The sequence below is a fragment of the Mucilaginibacter robiniae genome (genome assembly GCF_012849215.1).
GTDB lineage: Bacteria > Bacteroidota > Bacteroidia > Sphingobacteriales > Sphingobacteriaceae > Mucilaginibacter > Mucilaginibacter robiniae.
Genome location: NZ_CP051682.1, coordinates 1,134,007 through 1,153,466, shown reverse-complemented (window position 1 = coordinate 1,153,466; position 19,460 = coordinate 1,134,007). Strand labels below are relative to the sequence as shown.

Genomic DNA, 19,460 nt, shown 5'->3' with positions numbered 1-19,460 from the left:
GATTACTTCTTATCAAGAAGTTACAGAATCTTTTAGTTTCACGTTACCGGTACGTTTCAGGTTGCCCCAGCCGCTTAGCTCTCCTTTTACCGCCCTGCGGATAGATTTAAACAAAATATAATACATCAGTTGCCGCCATACAAAACGCTGCGGTATGATGTAAATCAGTTTGCTGTATTTCTCCCGCTCCATGCGGAAAGCCAGAATAGCTACCACAAAATCAATCAGGATGAAAGCCAGGTAGTAGCCAAATACCTTCCAGGGGTGTGCACTGAAGATGCCCAATATCATCATTAAATCGGCCAATGGCGAAAACAGGGGTAGTACGATTTGAAAAATCAGGATATTAGGCATACCCACCATGCCGAAAAACTTGTACTTGCGGTTAAACAGCGCATCCTTATTTTTCCAGAAGCTTTGCATCACGCCAAAGCTCCAGCGGAAACGCTGTTTTAGCAGAGCGTTAATGGTTTCGGGGGCTTCGGTATAAGCAATAGCCTCGCTGGCATTACGGATGATGTAGCCTTGCTTTAAAATACGCATGGTTAAATCGCAATCTTCGGCCAGGGTGTCGGTAGTAAAACCGCCAGCTTTGAAAATAGCTTCCTTACGGAAAGCGCCGATTGCACCGGGTACTACGGTAATGCTATTTAGTAAATCGAATGCACGGCGGTCCATGTTTTGTGCCGTAATGTACTCGATAGATTGCCAGCGGGTAATAATATTAGTTTCGTTACCTACTTTAACCGTACCGGCTATTGCACCAATTTCTTCATCAGTAAAATAGGCCATCAACTGCAATATGGCGTCATTCTTCAATAAGGTATCGGCATCAATACATACCACATAATCATACCGGGCATGGCTAATGCCAAAGTTCAGGGCTGATGCTTTACCGCCATTAGGCTTGGTGAGTACCTGCACGGCAGGGTGGTGACTGTAAGCTAAACTTACCACCTCAAAGGTTTTATCTTTTGAGCCGTCGTCCACAAAAATGATTTCCATTTGCGGATACTCCAGCTTAATTAAGCTTTGGATGGTTTTTACCGCAGTGATTTCTTCATTGTAAGCGGGCACAATAATGCTAACCGGTGGCAGTGTACTCAAATCAATTGGCTCTACTTCTTTCTTCTCAGCAAGATACTGCCGCATAGCCAGAATACCAATTAGTATAATGCGACCTACCGCTAAGAATATAGCCGACAGGAACAAGTAAATCAAAAATAAGTTGCTGTAGAAAAAGCCATTCACGAATAAATCATACAAAGTGCCGGTAACACCGCTATCGGCATCATCATGAATAGGTGGCATTAAATCATCCTTCTTCTTATCAATCAAATCGGCAATAGTGGTGAACTGGTACCCTTGCGATTTGAAATAGTGAATAATGGCAGGTAATGCTTTTACCGTTTCTTCACGGGTGTCACCTCCGGCATCATGCAGCAAAATCATGCTGCCATCCACCCGTTTGGATTCGCGTATGGCACGCGCCACAATACTATCAGCTGTAACGCCCGGCTGCCAGTCCCAAGGGTCTATAGATTCACCAATGTTGATATAATTCTGTTTGCGGCTTTCTGCTACTGGTATCACCTCGGCAACGGTTTGCGGTTCTGCATCGGCATTAAACGGCGGCCTGAACAAAATGGTGCTACGTCCGGTAATAGATTCAATGAGTTTGCGGGTAGCATTCAATTCTAGGTTAACCCGCGGAATGCTGATAGTGGAAATATCTGGGTGGAAAAAGGTATGGTTACCAATTTCATAGCCTTCATCAAACTCACGGCGTAACAATGGAATGTTTTTTTCTACCATTGAACCCACCACGAAAAAGGCAGCCGGTACTTTTTCACGCTTCAAAATATCCAGAATACGTGGGGTGTAGTCCGGGTCAGGACCATCATCAAACGTAAGTACTACCTTTTTGGGCTTGTACCCGTACCGCCTGATTACGTATTTGGTAGGCAGTTTAATATACTGTTGATCGGTAATGGTAAACGTGGACGGATCCATTTTCAACTTAATGGTGCCGGTATCAGGCGTGGTTACTAAATCCAGTACTTCGCCGGTTCCATCATAATCAATATGGTTGTTCAGTCCTACGGTAGTGAGCCGTTTTAGATCTATACCTGTTTTTTTGAGTGAATCAATAGATAAGTTCTTTTGGAAAAATGTCCATAAACGAGGGTCTTCAAAGCCTAGCCGCCATAAAGCTACACCGCCAGTAGCCCAATCATCAGCCATGCGGATCACATTAAAGTTGGTAGCCGCATCCGTAAAGTAAACGCTATGTTGTAAGCTGTCTTTATCGTAATAATGATAGTTCAGGTTAGCCGATTCTGGGTTGTATTTAATCTGACTATGGTTTTCTTTTGCTGTACTAACGGCTTGCTGATACCCCATTGGTTTGCCTACACTGCCTTCGGGCCAATCATAACCACCACCAGCAATAGTCAGGATGATTTTGTTGCTGGGTACCTGGTCACACACACGATCCAGAATTTGTTCTACCCAGTGCTGGTTAGATACATCGCCATCATTACTGTTATCGTTGTGCTGGTCAATGGCCATTACAAACAAGTAATCATTAACATGCTGTAGCTGGTTGATGTTGTACGAATCATCATCAGGCCATACGTTCTGTGTTACTAAAAAGCCTTTGGCGTGCAGGTTGGTATATAACTCCTGCTCAAAAGCAACATAGTTTTTGCTGTTGCGGTTAGTTACATCAAATTCTAAACTAACACCACGTAGTTTGTAACGGGCCAAATTAGCCGCAATGTTGTTAATGAAGTTAGTACGGCTTTGCGGATTACTGATAATGCGTTCTACATCTTTCCGGTCAAAATCGCCGCTTATACTGCTGGTGTTTATGTAATTGGTTAATGAAACTACAATAGGCTTGCGGTAGGTGCGGTTCAAGTTAACTAAACCTGTATCGAGGCGCACTGAAATGGTATCAGCGCCAGCTATTAAGCCAAAGCCTTCAGTTACAATCATGTCTAGCCGAGCCATGTGTTCAACCAACGAGTTATAAGCCTGCGGCTCCCAGGCACGGTAAAAACCTACGTTAATGCGGTCTTTGTTGTTCGGCTGCTTTAACTGGTGTAACCGGCGGTCATGGGCTAGCTTTTGAATCTGGGCTTTTTGCAGTTTAAACTTCTCATAACGAGTTGACTTTTTTAAATTTTCAACCTCAGATTTTGAGAACTTTTGGGGCGCTAAATCCAAATTAGGCAGTGATGGATATTGTTTGGAGGTAACCGTCACCGCAGCAGCTACTACGCCACTAAGCAGCAATATCAACAGAACACGGCTAAGCCATTTAAAGCGATTCCAGCGATTAGGAGTATCGGCCTGGAAAATTTGTTTATGAGCCATTAAAAATATTCAGATATTGAAGGCAAAAGTACTAATTGAGTTGCCAGTGCAGAAGAAGAAGCCAGAACCGGTATGCCGCTGCTTAACGGGCTGTTTGGTCTGGCTCGATATTGGAAAAATCGACACCGCACTTGCAGTTGGTGCCACATCCTTTTTTAGTAACCAAACTTTTGTAAATCATACGGCCTACGTAAAAAACTGCTGCAGCAAAAACGAGTAGAATAATAACCGTTTGAAAGTTCATGATGCAAATTTACGATACTTATTGTAATGGTTTTGTTATAATACGTATATACGGAACAAATCGTATTTGGTTCATTATAAAATACTGCGGATTAGCGTAGTTATGAACTATGTTAGTCGGTATAGTGCTGACACTACGTTGTTAATGCTTACATTATTCATGAACGTTCCCGCCCAAGAAATGAACACTTGCTTGTATTGATAGGTGAGGGAGGGATCGCAACCCCCCATTTTTGTAAAGGCTATAACTTGAAAGTATTATTTAACAAATTTTAACATCTTTAATGAACAATTATCTTTGGCAAAAGAATTATCGGGTGATTAAGTTTGCCTGTTCAAATGAAATCAAATGGAAGAGTTGAAAAGTAATGTACCGGTTTCCTATTCAACCGACATCCGGGCGCTGAATGAAATGATTCAGCGTGAAAGCGAATTTATTGATTTGCTGAAAATAGAGATGGATAAAGTAATTGTAGGCCAAAAAAATATGGTTGACCGCCTGCTGATTGGCTTACTGGCCGATGGGCATATTTTGCTGGAAGGTGTTCCGGGATTGGCCAAAACCTTAGCAATTAATACCCTTTCGAAAGCCATACAAGCCGATTTTAGCCGTATTCAGTTCACCCCCGACTTGCTACCGGCCGATTTGCTGGGCACCATGATTTATAACCAGAAAAAGGAAGAGTTCATTGTGCGCAAGGGTCCACTGTTTGCCAACTTTATTCTGGCCGATGAAATAAACCGTGCCCCGGCTAAAGTGCAAAGCGCCTTGCTGGAAGCTATGCAGGAACGTCAGGTAACTATCAGTGACAATACTTTCCCGTTGCCGCAACCTTTTCTGGTTTTGGCTACTCAAAACCCTATTGAGCAGGAGGGTACCTACCTGTTGCCCGAAGCTCAGGTTGACCGCTTTATGTTGAAGGTAGTAATTGGCTATCCGAACAAGGAAGAAGAAAAGCAAATTATTCGTGCTAATATATCACCGCAAGGTATGCGGAAGCCTAACGCCATCATTCGTCCGGAAGATATTATTCGTGCCCGTAAGGTAGTGCGTGAAGTGTACATGGATGAGAAGATTGAGCAATACATTATTGATATTGTATTTGCTACCCGCTTTCCTGACCAATACAAACTGGCTAAGTACAAAAACCTGATTACCTACGGCGGTTCGCCGCGAGCCAGTATTAATCTGGCTTTGGCGGCTAAAGCTTATGCCTTTATCAAACGCCGAGGCTATGTGATACCGGAAGATGTACGCGCCGTAGCACATGATGTAATGCGCCACCGCATTGGCCTGAGTTACGAAGCCGAAGCCGAAAATATTACCTCCGAAGATATTATTACCGGAATTCTAAACACTATTGACGTTCCGTAAACCGTTAGCATAGCAACACAATGGCGAAAGACACCCAAGCACTGCTGGCCAAGGTAAGAAAGATTGAGATCAAGACGCGCGGCTTGAGCAGCCATCTCTTTTCGGGCGAGTATCATTCGGCTTTTAAGGGGAGAGGTATGGCCTTTAGTGAGGTGCGTGAATACCAGATAGGCGATGAAATTCGGACTATTGACTGGAACGTAACCGCCCGTTTTAACCATCCTTACGTTAAGGTGTTTGATGAAGAACGCGAGCTGACCTTTATGTTGCTGATGGACGTAAGCGGTTCGGAAAAGTTTGGTACGCAGCAACAGCAAAAGCAGGATTTAGCTACCGAGCTTTGCGCAGTACTGGCTTTTTCGGCTATCCAGAATAATGATAAAGTAGGCGTAATCTTTTTCAGTGATAAGATTGAAAAATTTATCCCGCCCAAAAAAGGTCGGAGCCATATCCTGATGATTATTCGTGAACTGATTGATTTTAAGCCCGAAAATAAAGGAACCAATTTAGCTGAGGCTTTGCGTTACTTTACAGGTTCCATCAAAAAGCGCTGTACCGCTTTCGTGATCTCCGATTTCATCAGTCCGGCGTTTGAGGATGAATTAAAAATAGCGAACAAGAAGCACGACATAGTGGCACTCAAGCTTTATGACAAGCATGAGGAAGAGTTCCCAGACCTGGGCCTCATCCCGGTTCAGGATGAGGAAACCGGCGAGTTGCTATGGGTAAATACCAGCGATAAAGAAGTTCGGGCAGCCTTTAGTACTGATGCCAAACGTCGCAATGAGCAACTGGCTGAGGTGTTCAAGCGCACAGGTGTGGACTATGCCAGCATTGGTACGCACGAATCATACGTAAAACCTTTAATGACCTTATTTAAAAAGCGTGAACGCAGGCCCTAATATGAGGAGAACCTTAAAATACCCTTGCTGTTTACTACTATTATTTTTGAGCCTGTGGCAAATGGCTTACGCTCAAACACCGAACGTTACTGCACAACTGGATAGCACAGCTATACCCATAGGGCAGCAAACGATGCTGCGCTTTTTTGTACACGTATCTAAAAAGCAGGTAGTAGGCTTTCCAGTAATTGCCGATAGTGTTGCTCCTAAGTTGCAGGTAGTAGGTATGGTAAAAACCGATACTTTGCCTGATAAAGACCATTCAGGTATGCAAACCATCCGCAGAAATTACCTGATTACTTCGTTTGATGCTGGTACTTACACCGTACCTTCATTTACATTCAAGATAGGTAAGGATAGCGTGAAAACTGAACCGCTTACCTTGCAGGTAACTAGTGTAAAAGTAGATACCACAAAAGGTGTGTTCGACATTAAGCAACCCATTGGCGTATCTTATTCGTTTTGGGATTGGTTGCGCGACCATTGGCTGAGTGTAGTGCTTGTACTGTTAGGTATAGGTATCATAGCCGGTATCATCTGGTACTATAAAAAACGACCTAAACCAGAGGCTATTGTAATTCCTGAAGTAAAGCCGCAGGTACCGGCTCACCTTATCGCCTTGAGCAAACTGGAAGAACTGCGGAATAAAAAATTATGGCAAACCGAGCAGGTAAAGCCTTATTACATTGAACTAACCGACATTATTCGGGAGTATATTGAGTTACGCTACAACGTAAAAACGAACGAAAAAACTACCGACGAGATTTTTGCTGGTTTACGCAACGTGGATATGGAACCCGTTAACCGCAACCGCTTGCAGCAAATACTTACGCTGGCTGATTTGGTAAAGTTTGCCAAAGCCCAGCCGCTACCTACCGAAAATGAGGAAAGCATGGATAATGCTATTGCTTTTGTGCAAAGCACGCAGGCTGTAGCTAACTCCGGCAGGAAAGGAGGTGCTGCTCATGGCATGGTTTAAAGGCGTAGAGTTTGCCCATCCTGGCTTTTTCTGGCTGTTTTTACTGGTGCCATTAATGGCAGGTTGGTATATATGGAAGCAGCAGCAATTGCAGGGTACGCTCAACATGCCCGCGTTGAAAGGCTTTCAGATACCCCGTAACCAACTTATCCCGCGTATGCGGCACTTGGGTATTGTATTGCGTTTACTAAGTGTAATTGCATTGATTGTGGCGCTAGCTCGGCCGCAATCATCATTAAGCTGGCAAAACAGTACTACCGAGGGGATTGATATTGTTATTGCTTCCGATATATCGGGCAGTATGCTGGCCGAAGATTTTAAACCTAACCGCCTGGAGGCTGGCAAGAATATAGCTATTGATTTTATCAAAAATCGTCCTGATGATCGTATCGGACTGGTTATATTTAGTGGTGAAAGCTTTACACAATGCCCGCTTACTATTGATCATGATGTGCTGGTCAATCTTTTTCAGGATGTACATAACGGCATGATTGAGGATGGCACCGCCATTGGTATGGGGTTGGCTACTGCCGTAAACCGCATTAAAGATAGCCAGGCTAAAAGTAAAGTGGTCATTTTATTAACTGATGGTTCCAACAACGCCGGTTCTATACCACCGCTTACTGCTGCCGAAATTGCCAAACAGTTTAACGTGCGGGTGTACACCATTGGTGTAGGTACCAAAGGGTATGCACCCTATCCGGTACAAACATCATTCGGCGTGCAGTACCAAAACATGCCGGTAGATATTGATGAGGGTACGTTGAGTCAAATAGCCCGCACTACAGGCGGTCGCTATTTCAGGGCAACCAACAATAAAGCTTTGGCCGGAATTTACGAGCAGATTGATAGACTGGAAAAGGCTAAAATTGATGTAACCCAGTATCATAAAAAAACAGAGTTGTTTTTGCCTTTCGCCATAATAGCGCTGTTGCTTTTAGTATTTGAATTTTTGTTGAGAAATACCTTGTTGAAAGGAGCTTTAACCTGATGTTACGTTTTGCACATCCTGCTGTTTTGTGGGCATTGGTTTTGATACCCGTACTGGCTCTCCTGTTTTTGATAGTTACCCGCTGGAAGCAAAAGGCCATTGGCCGCTTGGGCAATAAGCCTATAGTCAGGCAAATGATGCCTGAAGTTTCTTTTTCCCGGCCCTGGCTAAAGTTCGGCTTGTTTATAGCGGCTTTAACCTTGCTGATTATAGGTATGGCCGATCCGCAAATGGGATCAAAAACAGAAGAGGTAAAACGCCGTGGCGCCGATTTAATGATCCTGCTGGATGTATCAAACAGTATGCTGGCCGAAGACATGGCACCTAATCGTTTAGAGAATGCCAAACGAGCCATTGCACAGCTTATTGATAATTTGAACGAGAATGATCGTATTGGCCTGATTGTGTTTGCCGGGCAGGCTTATGTACAAATGCCGGTAACTACCGATTACTCGGCAGCCAAGCTTTTTCTAAATACCATCAACACAGGTATCGTGCCGGTGCAGGGTACCGCCATTGGTTCAGCAATAGATTTGGGCATGAAATCGTTTGATTTTAAAGATGGTACCGGCAAAGCCATGATTATTATTACCGATGGTGAAAACCACGAAGATGATGCTGTGGCTGCTGCTAAAGCTGCACACAGCAAAGAGGTTATGGTGAATGTCATCGGCATGGGATCACAGCAGGGAGCACCCATACCGATGTATGATGCCAGGGGACAAAAAGCCGGCTACCATTTAGATAATGATGGTAAAACCGTAATCAGTAAAATGGATGAGAACGCTTGTAAAGAAATAGCCATAGCTGGTGGCGGCGTGTACACCAGAGCTACCAATGCCAACAGTGGTTTGGATATGGTGATGAACCAGGTAGCTAAAGTGCAGCGCAAGCTATACGGCAGCAAGCTATACAAAGATTTTGAAGACCGTTTTCAGTTCTTTTTGGGTATTGCCTTGGTTTTGCTGGCTGCTGAGTTCTTTATCAGTAACCGTAAAAGCAAACGCTTGAGCAGAATAAAATTATTTGAGGTGAAAAACACATGAAGCAGTTAGTTATCAGCTTTATATTCCTGTTATCTAGTTCGCTGCTGTTTGCACAACAGGAAAAAAGCGATATTTATAAGGGCAATAAACTATATGGGCAAAAAAAATATAAAGAAGCCCAAGCCAGCTATCAGCAAGCTTTGCGCAAAAAGCAGCAAAGTGTTGAAGGTAGCTTTAATTTAGGCGATGCCTTGTACAAGCAAAAAGATTTTGAAAAAGCCGGACAGCAGTTCAATCAAATTGCCTCGTCCGCCAATAACAAAAACCTAGCTGCCGGTGCCTGGCATAATTTAGGCAACTCCTTAATGGAGCAGAAAAAATATGAGGAAAGCATTAATGCTTACAAAAAATCGTTGCTGAACAATCCTAATGATGAGCAAACACGCTATAACCTGGCTTATGCGCAGGAAATGTTGAAAAAGCAGCAACAGCAAAATAAGAACAACCAGAACCAGGATAAAGACAATAAAGACCAGAACAAAAAGGATAAAGACAATAAAGACCAGAACAAAAAGGATAAAGACAAGCAGAAGCAAAACCAGAATCAGCAAAATAACAACAACAACCAGGATAAGCAGGATCAGAACAAGAACCAGCCGGATAAGCAAAATCAAGATCAGCAGAAGCAACAGCAACAAAAGCAACAGCTATCTAAAGAAGATGCCGAGCGTATGCTGAACGCGTTGAACAACAATGAAAGGCAAACGCAGGATAAGCTGAAGAACCAAAAGCTGAAAGGCCAAAAAGTACAGATTTCAAAAGATTGGTAGGTATAAATAGAATGATGCGGATCCGCTATTATATAGTGCTATTTTTAGGGTTGCTGAGCCAGGTAGCCTTTTCCCAAAATGTGCGATTTACAGCGTCAGTAAGTAAAACGCAGGTAGGTACCGGCGAGCCTTTTGAAATCACCTTCTCGGTAAATGCCGAAGGTGCCAGCTTTGTGCCGCCACCATTGCGTGGCTTTGAAGTAGTAGCTGGCCCTAATGTATCTACCAGCATGACCTCTATTAATGGTAATTCGAGCACAAGCACTGCTTACAGTTATGATTTGGTGGCCCCTCAAACAGGCGAGTTTGTAATTGAACCCGCCAGTATAGTGGTAGGTGGCAAAAGATACACCACAGCGCCTATTAAAATAAAGGTAGTAAAGGGCGCACCTGTGCAGCAAAATGCTCGTTCGGGCAGTAGCCAAGGGAGTGGTGCTGACGATTTGCAACAGGTAAGTTCGGGTGATATTGGCAAATCTTTATTCATCAAGGCTATTGTGAGCAAGCCATCAGTTTACCAAGGTGAGCAGCTTACGTTAACTTACCGTTTGTACACCCGCTTGGGTATTGAGGCTAATCAGTTGGATAAAATGCCTGACTTTAACGGGTTCTGGAATGAGGATATCAAATCAAAAACGCCTTATGTACAATGGCGCACCGAGGTTTACAAAGGGCAGGCTTACCGCGTAGCTGATATTAAGCAGGTAATTTTATTTCCCGAACACAGCGGCGATATTAGCATTGAGCCAATGGCCATGACTTTTGTAGTACAGCAACCTGTGCCTACCGAAGATTTTATGGAGCAGTTTTTTGGCAACAACGTGCGCGAAGTAAAATATCAGGCTAAAAGTAATAAAGTAACGCTGCATGTAAAACCATTGCCAGAGGTCGGTAAGCCAGCTGATTTTGGCGGAGCAGTGGGGCACTTTACCGTTAATGCCTCCTTAGATAAAAAGGAGCTGAAATCCAGCGAGCAGCTGAACTATAAAGTTACGGTTAGCGGAGCCGGCAACTTAATGCTTATGCAAGCGCCTAATGCCATATTCCCTGCCGATTTTGAAAAGTTTGATCCGAAAGTAACGGATAGCCTGTCTGAAAATGCTAATGGTGTATCCGGGTACCGTACGTATAGCTATTTGCTCATTCCCCGGCATCAAGGTAATCCTACTATTGAGCCTGTCAAGTTTTCTTATTTTAATCCGGAAACCGGCAGGTATCAAACCATTGCTACACCAAGCTTTTCGGTGAAGGTAAACAAAGGACCGACCGAAAATAATGTGACTGCCTATGCCGACGATGAGCAGGATATTACCCGTACCGAAAAAGATATACGTAACATTAAAACTGATGATGTAGATTTAAGTAAAGTGGGGCAGGGCTTTTTCGGTTCAATTTGGTATTACGTGTTGTTGCTATTGGGGCCGTTGCTGTTTGGTGCTGCCTATGCCTACCGAAAATGGTATGAACAATATAATAGTGATATAGTAAAAGTGAAAAGCCGCAAAGCAAGCAGAATAGCAGCTAAGCACCTGGTAAATGCACAAAAACAATTAAATGCAGGCAACTCAAAAGCATTTTATGAAGCAGTTTTCCGTGGGTTATATGGTTATTTAAGCAATAAGCTGAACATCCCGGTAGCTGATTTAAATAGAGAAAATATAGTTGCTGGCTTGCGCGCCCGGCAGGTACAGGAACCACTGATTAATCAGCTGGTGCATACACTTGATTTATGTGAGATGGCGCGTTATGCACCAGTTTCGGGCATAGCAGAAAATGAGGTTTTTAATCAATCTAAAACCATAATTCATGATATTGAAGATAGCTTGTAAAAAACATCGGCTTGTTTGGTGCCTGTTGGGGTTTATGGTTTTGCCCTTACTATCATTAGCTGCTAACCCTGCTACAGAAGCAGCCTTTGCCAAAGGTAATAGCGCTTATGCTAAGAAGCATTATAATGAGGCTATCAGCTTTTATAAACAAATCGTTGATGAAGGATACCAATCAGTAGCCGTTTATTATAATTTGGGTAATGCTTACTACAGAAACGGAGATATAGCTTGGGCTATGCTTTATTATGAAAAAGCGTATAAACTATCGCCCGGTGATGAAGCTATCAAAGTGAACCTGCAATTTGCCCGGCAAAAAACAGCCGATAAGTTAGATCCGGAACCTGAGTTTTTTATTACTCGCTGGTGGCATGCTTTTATTCTCGCTTTCTCATTACATGCTTTAGCAGTATTGAGTATTGTGTATGTGCTGTTGGGCTTTGCCTTGCTGAGCTATTATTTGTTTGCTGGTACGGTGTTGCTTAAAAAAGCATCATTTTACAGCGGCTTGGTTTTAATAGGCTTGGGCTTTATCAGTATTTTTATAGCTAACCGGCAGTTGCACTATTTTAACCATCATCATGAAGCTATAATTTTTGGTGGAGCAGTGGCCGTAAAAAGCACACCTGCTACTGCCGCTAAAAGCTTGTTAGTATTGCATGATGGTACCAAAGTAGGGGTGCTGAACAACCAGAACGGCTGGATGAAAATAAAGCTGCCTAATGGTAACGAAGGCTGGGTAGCCTACAACAATGTTAAGCAGATATAGTAAAGCTATACTGTAAACAGTGTATTATAACCTACTTGAGATGTGTTAGATTGCTGATATTACCGGATAACGGCAGACTCACGGTAATGGCCTGAAAAGCAGTTTTCTACTTCCTGCACTAAATCATCAATATCAAAAGGCTTGCGTATGTAGCCTTCTGCTTTGCATTTTACGGCAATGTCTTCAATATTGAGTGCGGTGGAAAGAATAATTACAGGAATGTGCTGGGTTTCGTGCATATCCTTTAATTCGGTGCACAATAAATGTCCTTCACGTTCATTAATCCATTCATCCAGTAAAATTAAATCGGCAGAATAATGATGTAGCTGATCGGCAGGCCAGGGAGCAGCTGCTATAACATCATACCCTTCTTCCGTTAAGATAAAGGTGACAATATCCAGAATGCTGGAATCATCCTCAATAATTAAGATTCTCTTTTTCACGCCATCAATACAGTTTAAATTAATCAGGGAAATGCGGTGGCAAATATAAATAATTACTAAATAAATGTTATTAGAAGTTAATTAGAGCTTATCAGCATATGTTGATATAGAAGCGCTGCAGTTTTAAAACGTATTGCAGCGCTTGTAAGAAGCATTAGAAATGAAACTTTGGCTTTTTTATAAAGGTAAGGTAAACCAAAAAGTACTGCCTTTGCTCACCTGGCTTTCTATCCCAATTTCACCATGGTGGTGCTGAATAATTTCGGCACATAAATATAAGCCAATACCAAAGCCTGAAATGTGTTGAGCATGCTTGCTTTCTACCCGGTAATAGCGCTAAAAAAGCTTATCTAAATCTTGTGAGTAAAACCCCCATACCTTCATCATTTACGCTAATTTTTACCATGCTACCGTCTTGCTGGCAACTTACCGCCACATTTTTTACTTTGGGTGAATATTTTACTGCGTTGCTGAGCAAGTTGGTAATTACCGGTCCAATTTTATCTACATCAGCCCTATACTGACAGCATAAGTGAGGCTATCGGGCTAGGTATCAGGATTACCTAGCGTGGTAGACGACCAATTGGTGTTGCGGATCAGTTCACCCATCTGTCCGCCTCCTTCAAGAAACTTATAAACGGTAGACACTATTTAACTAGCTATGATATCGGAATGCGCATAAATACATTAATCAGGGATTGCAAAAAAAACGATTTTATCTAATAATGTTTTACAGCAATTAGCCTTTATATTAACAGTTTAGCAGTTAATACAAGAAAAAAGGGAGGCCTGCTAGCAGGACCTCCCTTTTTGTTATCATCAGTAAAATAAAATGAATTATTTCCAGCCGCCGCCTAAAGCACGGTACAGGTTTACAACCGCCTGAAGCTGTTGCAAACGGTCGTTTATGCTGCTTAATTGAGCCGAAAGTAAACTTTGTTCTGAGGTTAATACATCGGTATAGTTGGTTGCTGAGCTGTAACGCAACAACTCTTTGGTAAAATCAACCGATTTTTCAAGCGCCTTTAATTGGTTTGATCTTGACGTTTGCTTTTCTACCGCAGTTTGGTAAGCATATAAAGCGTTTGATACTTCTTGCCCTGCAGTGAGTAAAGATTGCTGGAAGCTGTAGTAAGCTTCCTGTTGCTGAGCCTGCGCTACACGTAAACGGGCCTTGTTGATGCCACGGTTAAATATAGGCTGAGTTAGTCCGCCTACTACGTTGTAAAATAAAGAGTGTTCAAAAAGATCCTTAATCTTTAAAGCAGATACACCACCCTGACCGCTGATAGTTAACGAAGGGTAGAAGTAGGTACGAGCCAAATTGGTGTTTTCAAATGCACTTCTGAAAGCATATTCTGACTCCTGTACATCCGGACGGTTTCTTAACAGCTGAGAAGGAACGCCAATCAAAAGGTTCTCGTAAGGTTTTTGGTCAGCTAAAGATGCGCGATTGATTCTGCCCGGCGCTCTTGCCAATAAAATAGACAAGGCGTTTTCGGTTTCGCGAATACTTCTTTTCAAATCTGGTATAGTAACCTCTGCAGCATAACGGTTGGCTTCGCTTTGTACCACAGCTGCACCGTTAACCACTGCGCTTTCTTTTAGCGCTTTCATGGTTTCTACCTCACTGATACGATTTTTAAGCGTTTCTTCGGTAATAGCAAGTTGCTTATCTAAGGCAAGCAGGTTATAATAATTGTTGGCAATGTCTGCAATCAATTGGGTTTGTACTGCTCTTTTAGCGGCGTCATTTTGCAGGAACGTAGCCAGCGCTGCACGTTTGGTACTGCTGAACTTACCCCAAATGTCTGCTTCCCAACTTGCACTTAACCCTAATTGGTAGGTAGTAGTGGTTAGGTTGAAAGAACTGGCAAATTCAGGTGGAAAGTTTAAACCGGCTGCCGATTGTTTTGCCCGGGTAGCCTGGGCAAAGCCAGATACACTTGGAAGATAAGCCGCTCTGGCCTGTATTAAGTTAGCTTCAGCCTCGTTAATGCGTTGTATGGCCGTTTTTAGGTTGAGGTTTTCTCTGATGCCTTCTGCAATCAGGTTTTGTAATACCGTATCGGTAAACAGTTGATTGACCGGTAGGTCAGCTATGCTTGTGCTATCAGTAATTGTTGTGTCCCGAAACACATTAACCGTTTTAAGTGCAGGTTGTTGGTATTTCTTGGTGACGCAGGAAGCAAATACCATCGCTACGGATAGCGCTGTAAATATTTGCTTTTTATAGGAATGAATCATTTCTTGTGTTCTTATCAAATGGTTGAAATCCTGTTATCTTATTATAATGCTTCGGCATGTTCATGAGCAACTACAGCTTCAGGTTTTCTACCTATACGCTCTTGTAGGGTCTGGAAGATGATGAACAGCGCCGGAATTACAAATACACCGAATATGGTACCGATAAGCATACCGCCTACCGCACCGGTACCAATAGAACGGTTACCTTCTGCACCCGCACCTGATGCCAGCATCAGCGGAACAAGGCCGAAGATGAAAGCGAAAGAGGTCATCAGGATAGGGCGTAAACGAGCTACCGCACCATCAATGGCGGCCTGCGTTATGCTTAAACCATTTTTGCGGCGCATTACAGCAAACTCTACAATCAGGATGGCATTTTTGGCAAGCAAGCCGATCAGCATGATGAGTGTAATTTGCAAATAGATGTTGTTTTCAACACCAAATATTTTTGCAAACAGGAACGCTCCGGCCAAACCAATTGGGAGTGATAACAATACGGCAAACGGCAGAATGTAGCTTTCGTACTGTGCACTAAGCAGGAAGTATACGAATACCAAGCACAGCATAAAGATGAAGATAGTTTGACTGCCGCCTGATATTTCTTCCCGAGTCAGGCCCGAGAACTCGTAACCATAACCTGCAGGCAAGGTTTGCGCGGCAACTTCCTGTATTGCCTTAATAGCATCACCCGAGCTGTAGCCCGGTTTAGGCGCACCAGTAATAGAGATGGAAGTGTAAAGGTTAAAGCGTTTTATAGATTCCGGACCGTAAACTCTTTTCAAGGTTACAAACTCTGATATCGGAGCCATCACACCATTATTAGTGCGAACATATATGTTGTTCAAGCTTTCGGGAGTACCACGATAAGCAGCATCAGCCTGAATCATTACACGGTACTGCTTACCAAACTCGTTAAAGTTTGAAGCATATAAACCACCGTAATATCCTTGCAGGGTACTTAGTACCGAACTTACCGGGATATTGGCATCTTTACATTTTGGCACATTAACATCAACCTGGTACTGCGGGAAGTTAGTATTGAAGAAGGTAGTAGCATATTGTATTTCCGGGCGTTTGTTTAACGCAGCCAGGAACTTGCCGTTTACTTCCACAAAGTGAGAGATATCGCCGCCGGTTTTATCCTGCAACTGGAACTCAAAACCACTGCTGTTACCAAAACCTTGCAATGATGGTGGCACCAGGAACAAAATACGAGCCGCTTTAATGCTTGCGGTCATGCCGAATAGTTTGCCCGTTACGGCATTCACATCGTGTTCTTTACCTTTACGCTGATCCCACGGTTTAAGCTTGATGAAGATTACGCCGTAAGAACCACCCGCGCCACTTAAGATGCCCTGACCAGCAATACGTGTAGCCGATTCAACCTCAGGCAAGCTGCTTGCAATGTTGGCTACTTGGTTAGCTACCTCAGTGGTGCGCTCTAAAGAAGAGGATGGTGGTAAAGAGATATCACCGATAATAAAGCCTTGATCTTCGTTAGGCACGAATGCGCTTGGTGTAATTTTTAACAAGAACCAGAACAACACGCCAAATACGGCAATAGCACCTACAGCAATCCATTTTTTAGCAGACAGGAATTTAACTGAACGTCTGTATTTTTCAGTCATGGCATCGAAGCCGGTGTTGAAAGCAGTATAAAAACGGTGTAAAAAGCTGGTGTTATGATGCTCGCCTTCGGCATGTGGCTTTAATAACAATGCGCAAAGTGCCGGACTTAAGGTTAGCGCGTTAACTGCCGAAATCAAGATTGATATGGCCAGCGTTAAACCAAACTGTTTATAAAACACACCGCTAGAACCGGTAATAAAAGAAACCGGAATAAACACGGATGCCATAACCAGCGTAATGGAAATAATAGCGCCGCTAATCTCGCTCATGGCTTCTGTAGTTGCCGCTCTGGCTGATTGTGCGCCATGGTCAAGTTTGGCGTGTACCGCTTCCACAACCACAATAGCATCATCCACTACGATACCAATAGCCAGTACCAAGGCGAACAAGGTTAATAAGTTGATGGTAAAGCCGAATAGTTGCAGGAAGAAGAAGGTACCCACAATAGCTACCGGTACTGCAATAGCCGGAATTAAAGTAGAACGGAAATCTTGCAGGAAAACGAATACTACAATAAATACCAATACGAAAGCTTCAATCAGTGTATGAATTACCTTTTCGATAGATACGTCCAGGAATTCGTTTGCACTAAAAATTGGAATAGCTTTAACACCAGCCGGGAAGCTTTTTGAAGCATTGGCAATAGTTTCTTCGCACTGCTTAATCATCTCGTGCGCGTTGGAACCTGCAGTTTGGTAAACGGCAACGGCAATAGAAGGATTACCATTAGTTTGAGAGTTGCTCGCATAACTTAAAGAACCAAGTTCAACACGTGCCACGTCTTTTAAGCGTAACAATTGCCCGTTAGTGCCTGATCGGATTACAATGTTGGAAAACTCCGCAGGTGTTTTTAAACGGCCCTTGTATTTTAATACATACTGGAATGATTGATTGCTGTTTTCACCAATTTTACCTGGAGCAGCCTCAATATTTTGTTCAGCTAAGGCGGCATTAACATCATCAGGTACCAAACCATAAGTGGCCATGACATCAGGCTTCAGCCAAATACGCATCGAGTAATCCTGCTGGCCAAATACGCTGGCATCACCTACACCATTAATACGTTTTAATTGCGGAAGCAAGTTGATGTTGGCATAATTCTGTAAGAAAGTCTGGTCGTAAGATTTATTTGAACTGGAAATGGCAAACACCATCACCATACTGCTTTGTTGTTTAGCAGTAGTCACACCCGCTTTGGTTACCTCGGCAGGCAGCAAAGGCGTAGCTTTTGATACCCGGTTTTGTACGTTAACCGCCGCCAAATCGGGGTTGGTACCCAGTTTAAAGTAAACGGTAATGTTGGCTGTACCATCATTACTGGCGGTCGAGGTCATGTAGGTCATGTTCTCCACACCATTTATCTGTTCCTCCAACGGAACAATAACGCTGTTCATTACTACATCGGCGTTGGCACCAGTGTATGATGCAGAAACCTGCACCGTTGGCGGTGCAATTTCGGGGTATTCAGATATGGGAAGCGAGGTAAGCCCCAATATACCCAGTATAACGATAATGACCGATATAACGGTAGATAATACCGGCCTTTCAATAAATTTGCGTAACATACGAGTTGTTTAAGCTGAATAGTTTAAAGCGGATGCTTATAGCAATAACCGCTGGTAATTAGGTATCGGTTATTGATTTAGGTTTTGATAAACCTGGCTGTCCTGCATCGGTTCAGGTTTTATTTTAACCGCATCTTGTAACGAGCTGGTGCCATCATACACCACGCGGTCGCCATTTTTTAAGCCGCTGGTTACCACATAGTATTGGCCGGCTGCTAAATCCATAATCTCGATTTCTACACTTTTTACGGCGTTGCTCTGGTCAACTACATATACAAAGTGTTTACCCTGTAACTCGTAAGTTGATTTTTGAGGAACCAGAATGCCTTGTTTAACTTGTTGCGGAATGCGTACCGAAGCACTGCTACCACTGCGCAGCAAACCAACCGGGTTAGGGAAGGTAGCCCGAAAGCTTGCCGAACCAGTTTCGGTGCTAATTAAGCCACCAATAGTTTCAACGCGGCCTTTGTCTGGGTAAGTACTGCCGTCGGCCAAAATCAGGGTTACTGGTGGTGTATTGGCTAGTTTTTCGTTGAGAGAACGACCTTTCACCGTTCTTGAAAAATCAAGTAGTTGCTTTTCGTTCAATGAAAAGTAAGCATATACTTTACCGATGTTTGATATAGTAGTAAGCGGCTGTGCGTTGGTACTGCTTACCAAACTTCCGGTTTTATAAGGCAAGGTACCAACCACACCATTAACCGGGCTGGTAATAGTAGTATAACCCTGGTTAGTGCGGGCATTAGATAAAGCTGCTCTGGCTTGCGTTAAGGCTGCCTTACGTGCCTGTAAGGTGTATTGAGCCGATTCCAGTTCATAATGGCTGATGATATCTTTTTCAACCAGTGGTTTGGCTTTGTTGACCTGTAACTGGGCTGCACTTACATCGGCCTGCGCGCTGCTGATGGCTGCTGCGGCAGTGTTAACTTCCTGCGTGTACTGTGGTGCATTAATTCTGAAAAGTAATTGTCCTTTCTTAACCACCGAACCTTCGTCGATGTAAATTTTATCCACAAAGCCATCCACTTTAGGGCGTATCTCAATGTTTTGCTCACCTTGTAAGGTGGCTGGATAATCGGAGTTCAAAGTGGCCGACTGGTTAGACACGGTAAATACCTGGTAGCTCTGCGGCGCCTGCGGACCGCCCATAGGACCCGCACCGCCTGCTTGGTCTTGCTTACCGCCGCACGATGAAAATAGGAGAGTAGCTATAACTGTTACTGAAGTTAAAAGGTTGCTCTTTTGCATTTTTATTAAGGGGGAGTTCATGAATATGTATGTTGATAATTTAAGT

At 43.3% G+C, this 19,460-nt stretch carries 15 protein-coding genes and 1 pseudogene; 8 read left to right on the top strand and 8 right to left on the bottom strand.

All coding sequences use genetic code 11. The features are described from left to right. Positions 1 to 12: 12 nt before the first annotated feature. Together HH214_RS05050 and HH214_RS05045 are read right to left on the bottom strand one after the other, a co-directional pair. Positions 13 to 3,381 carry a glycosyltransferase gene (locus tag HH214_RS05050; protein ID WP_169606300.1) on the bottom strand — a complete coding sequence of 1,123 codons (3,369 nt, stop codon included), beginning with the start codon at positions 3,379 to 3,381 and terminating at the stop codon, positions 13 to 15. Between the two features lie 82 nt (positions 3,382 to 3,463). Then, positions 3,464 to 3,625, bottom strand: coding sequence for a FeoB-associated Cys-rich membrane protein (locus tag HH214_RS05045; RefSeq protein ID WP_169606299.1), 162 nt, complete (start codon positions 3,623 to 3,625; stop codon positions 3,464 to 3,466). A gap of 348 nt (positions 3,626 to 3,973) precedes the next feature. On the opposite strand from HH214_RS05045, the gene HH214_RS05040 reads away from it, so the two are divergent. From HH214_RS05040 to HH214_RS05005, 8 genes are all read left to right on the top strand, one after another. Then, positions 3,974 to 4,999, top strand: a complete 1,026-nt coding sequence (locus HH214_RS05040) for an AAA family ATPase (RefSeq protein WP_169606298.1) — start codon at positions 3,974 to 3,976, stop codon at positions 4,997 to 4,999. A gap of 20 nt (positions 5,000 to 5,019) precedes the next feature. Next, complete coding sequence (locus HH214_RS05035) at positions 5,020 to 5,901, top strand: DUF58 domain-containing protein (RefSeq protein WP_169606297.1); 882 nt, start codon at positions 5,020 to 5,022, stop codon at positions 5,899 to 5,901. Positions 5,902 to 5,962: 61 nt separating this feature from the next. After that, the gene (locus HH214_RS05030) at positions 5,963 to 6,880 is read left to right on the top strand and encodes a BatD family protein (protein WP_211166312.1); all 918 of its coding nucleotides are present in this window, start codon (positions 5,963 to 5,965) and stop codon (positions 6,878 to 6,880) included. Then, complete coding sequence (locus HH214_RS05025) at positions 6,867 to 7,871, top strand: vWA domain-containing protein (protein ID WP_169606295.1); 1,005 nt, start codon at positions 6,867 to 6,869, stop codon at positions 7,869 to 7,871. The genes HH214_RS05030 and HH214_RS05025 overlap by 14 nt, the downstream gene beginning before the upstream one ends. Further along, positions 7,871 to 8,917: a vWA domain-containing protein gene (locus HH214_RS05020; protein WP_169606294.1), complete on the top strand. Its 1,047-nt coding sequence runs from the start codon at positions 7,871 to 7,873 to the stop codon at positions 8,915 to 8,917. Before HH214_RS05025 ends, HH214_RS05020 begins: the two co-directional genes overlap by 1 nt. Next, the gene (locus tag HH214_RS05015) at positions 8,914 to 9,687 is read left to right on the top strand and encodes a tetratricopeptide repeat protein (RefSeq protein ID WP_169606293.1); all 774 of its coding nucleotides are present in this window, start codon (positions 8,914 to 8,916) and stop codon (positions 9,685 to 9,687) included. The genes HH214_RS05020 and HH214_RS05015 overlap by 4 nt, the downstream gene beginning before the upstream one ends. An 11-nt stretch (positions 9,688 to 9,698) precedes the next feature. Next, positions 9,699 to 11,516, top strand: coding sequence for a BatD family protein (locus HH214_RS05010; RefSeq protein ID WP_248282210.1), 1,818 nt, complete (start codon positions 9,699 to 9,701; stop codon positions 11,514 to 11,516). After that, a complete protein-coding gene (locus HH214_RS05005) occupies positions 11,494 to 12,282 on the top strand; it encodes a tetratricopeptide repeat protein (RefSeq protein WP_248282209.1) in 789 nt (262 codons plus the stop codon). Before HH214_RS05010 ends, HH214_RS05005 begins: the two co-directional genes overlap by 23 nt. 59 nt (positions 12,283 to 12,341) lie before the next feature. On the opposite strand, the gene HH214_RS05000 is transcribed toward HH214_RS05005, so the two are convergent. From HH214_RS05000 to HH214_RS04980, 6 genes and pseudogenes are all read right to left on the bottom strand, one after another. Then, positions 12,342 to 12,725, bottom strand: coding sequence for a response regulator (locus tag HH214_RS05000; RefSeq protein WP_169606292.1), 384 nt, complete (start codon positions 12,723 to 12,725; stop codon positions 12,342 to 12,344). A 177-nt stretch (positions 12,726 to 12,902) separates the two neighbouring features. Beyond that, a pseudogene (locus tag HH214_RS22305) lies at positions 12,903 to 13,046 on the bottom strand (ATP-binding protein); the annotation flags it as partial. A gap of 25 nt (positions 13,047 to 13,071) precedes the next feature. Then, positions 13,072 to 13,224: an ATP-binding protein gene (locus HH214_RS22300; RefSeq protein WP_390622381.1), complete on the bottom strand. Its 153-nt coding sequence runs from the start codon at positions 13,222 to 13,224 to the stop codon at positions 13,072 to 13,074. A gap of 338 nt (positions 13,225 to 13,562) precedes the next feature. Then, positions 13,563 to 14,972: an efflux transporter outer membrane subunit gene (locus HH214_RS04990; RefSeq protein WP_169606291.1), complete on the bottom strand. Its 1,410-nt coding sequence runs from the start codon at positions 14,970 to 14,972 to the stop codon at positions 13,563 to 13,565. Between the two features lie 41 nt (positions 14,973 to 15,013). Then, entirely contained in the window at positions 15,014 to 18,166 is a 3,153-nt protein-coding gene (locus HH214_RS04985; RefSeq protein WP_169606290.1) for an efflux RND transporter permease subunit, read from the bottom strand. 69 nt (positions 18,167 to 18,235) lie between these two features. Then, entirely contained in the window at positions 18,236 to 19,435 is a 1,200-nt protein-coding gene (locus tag HH214_RS04980; RefSeq protein WP_211166311.1) for an efflux RND transporter periplasmic adaptor subunit, read from the bottom strand. Positions 19,436 to 19,460: the final 25 nt, after the last annotated feature.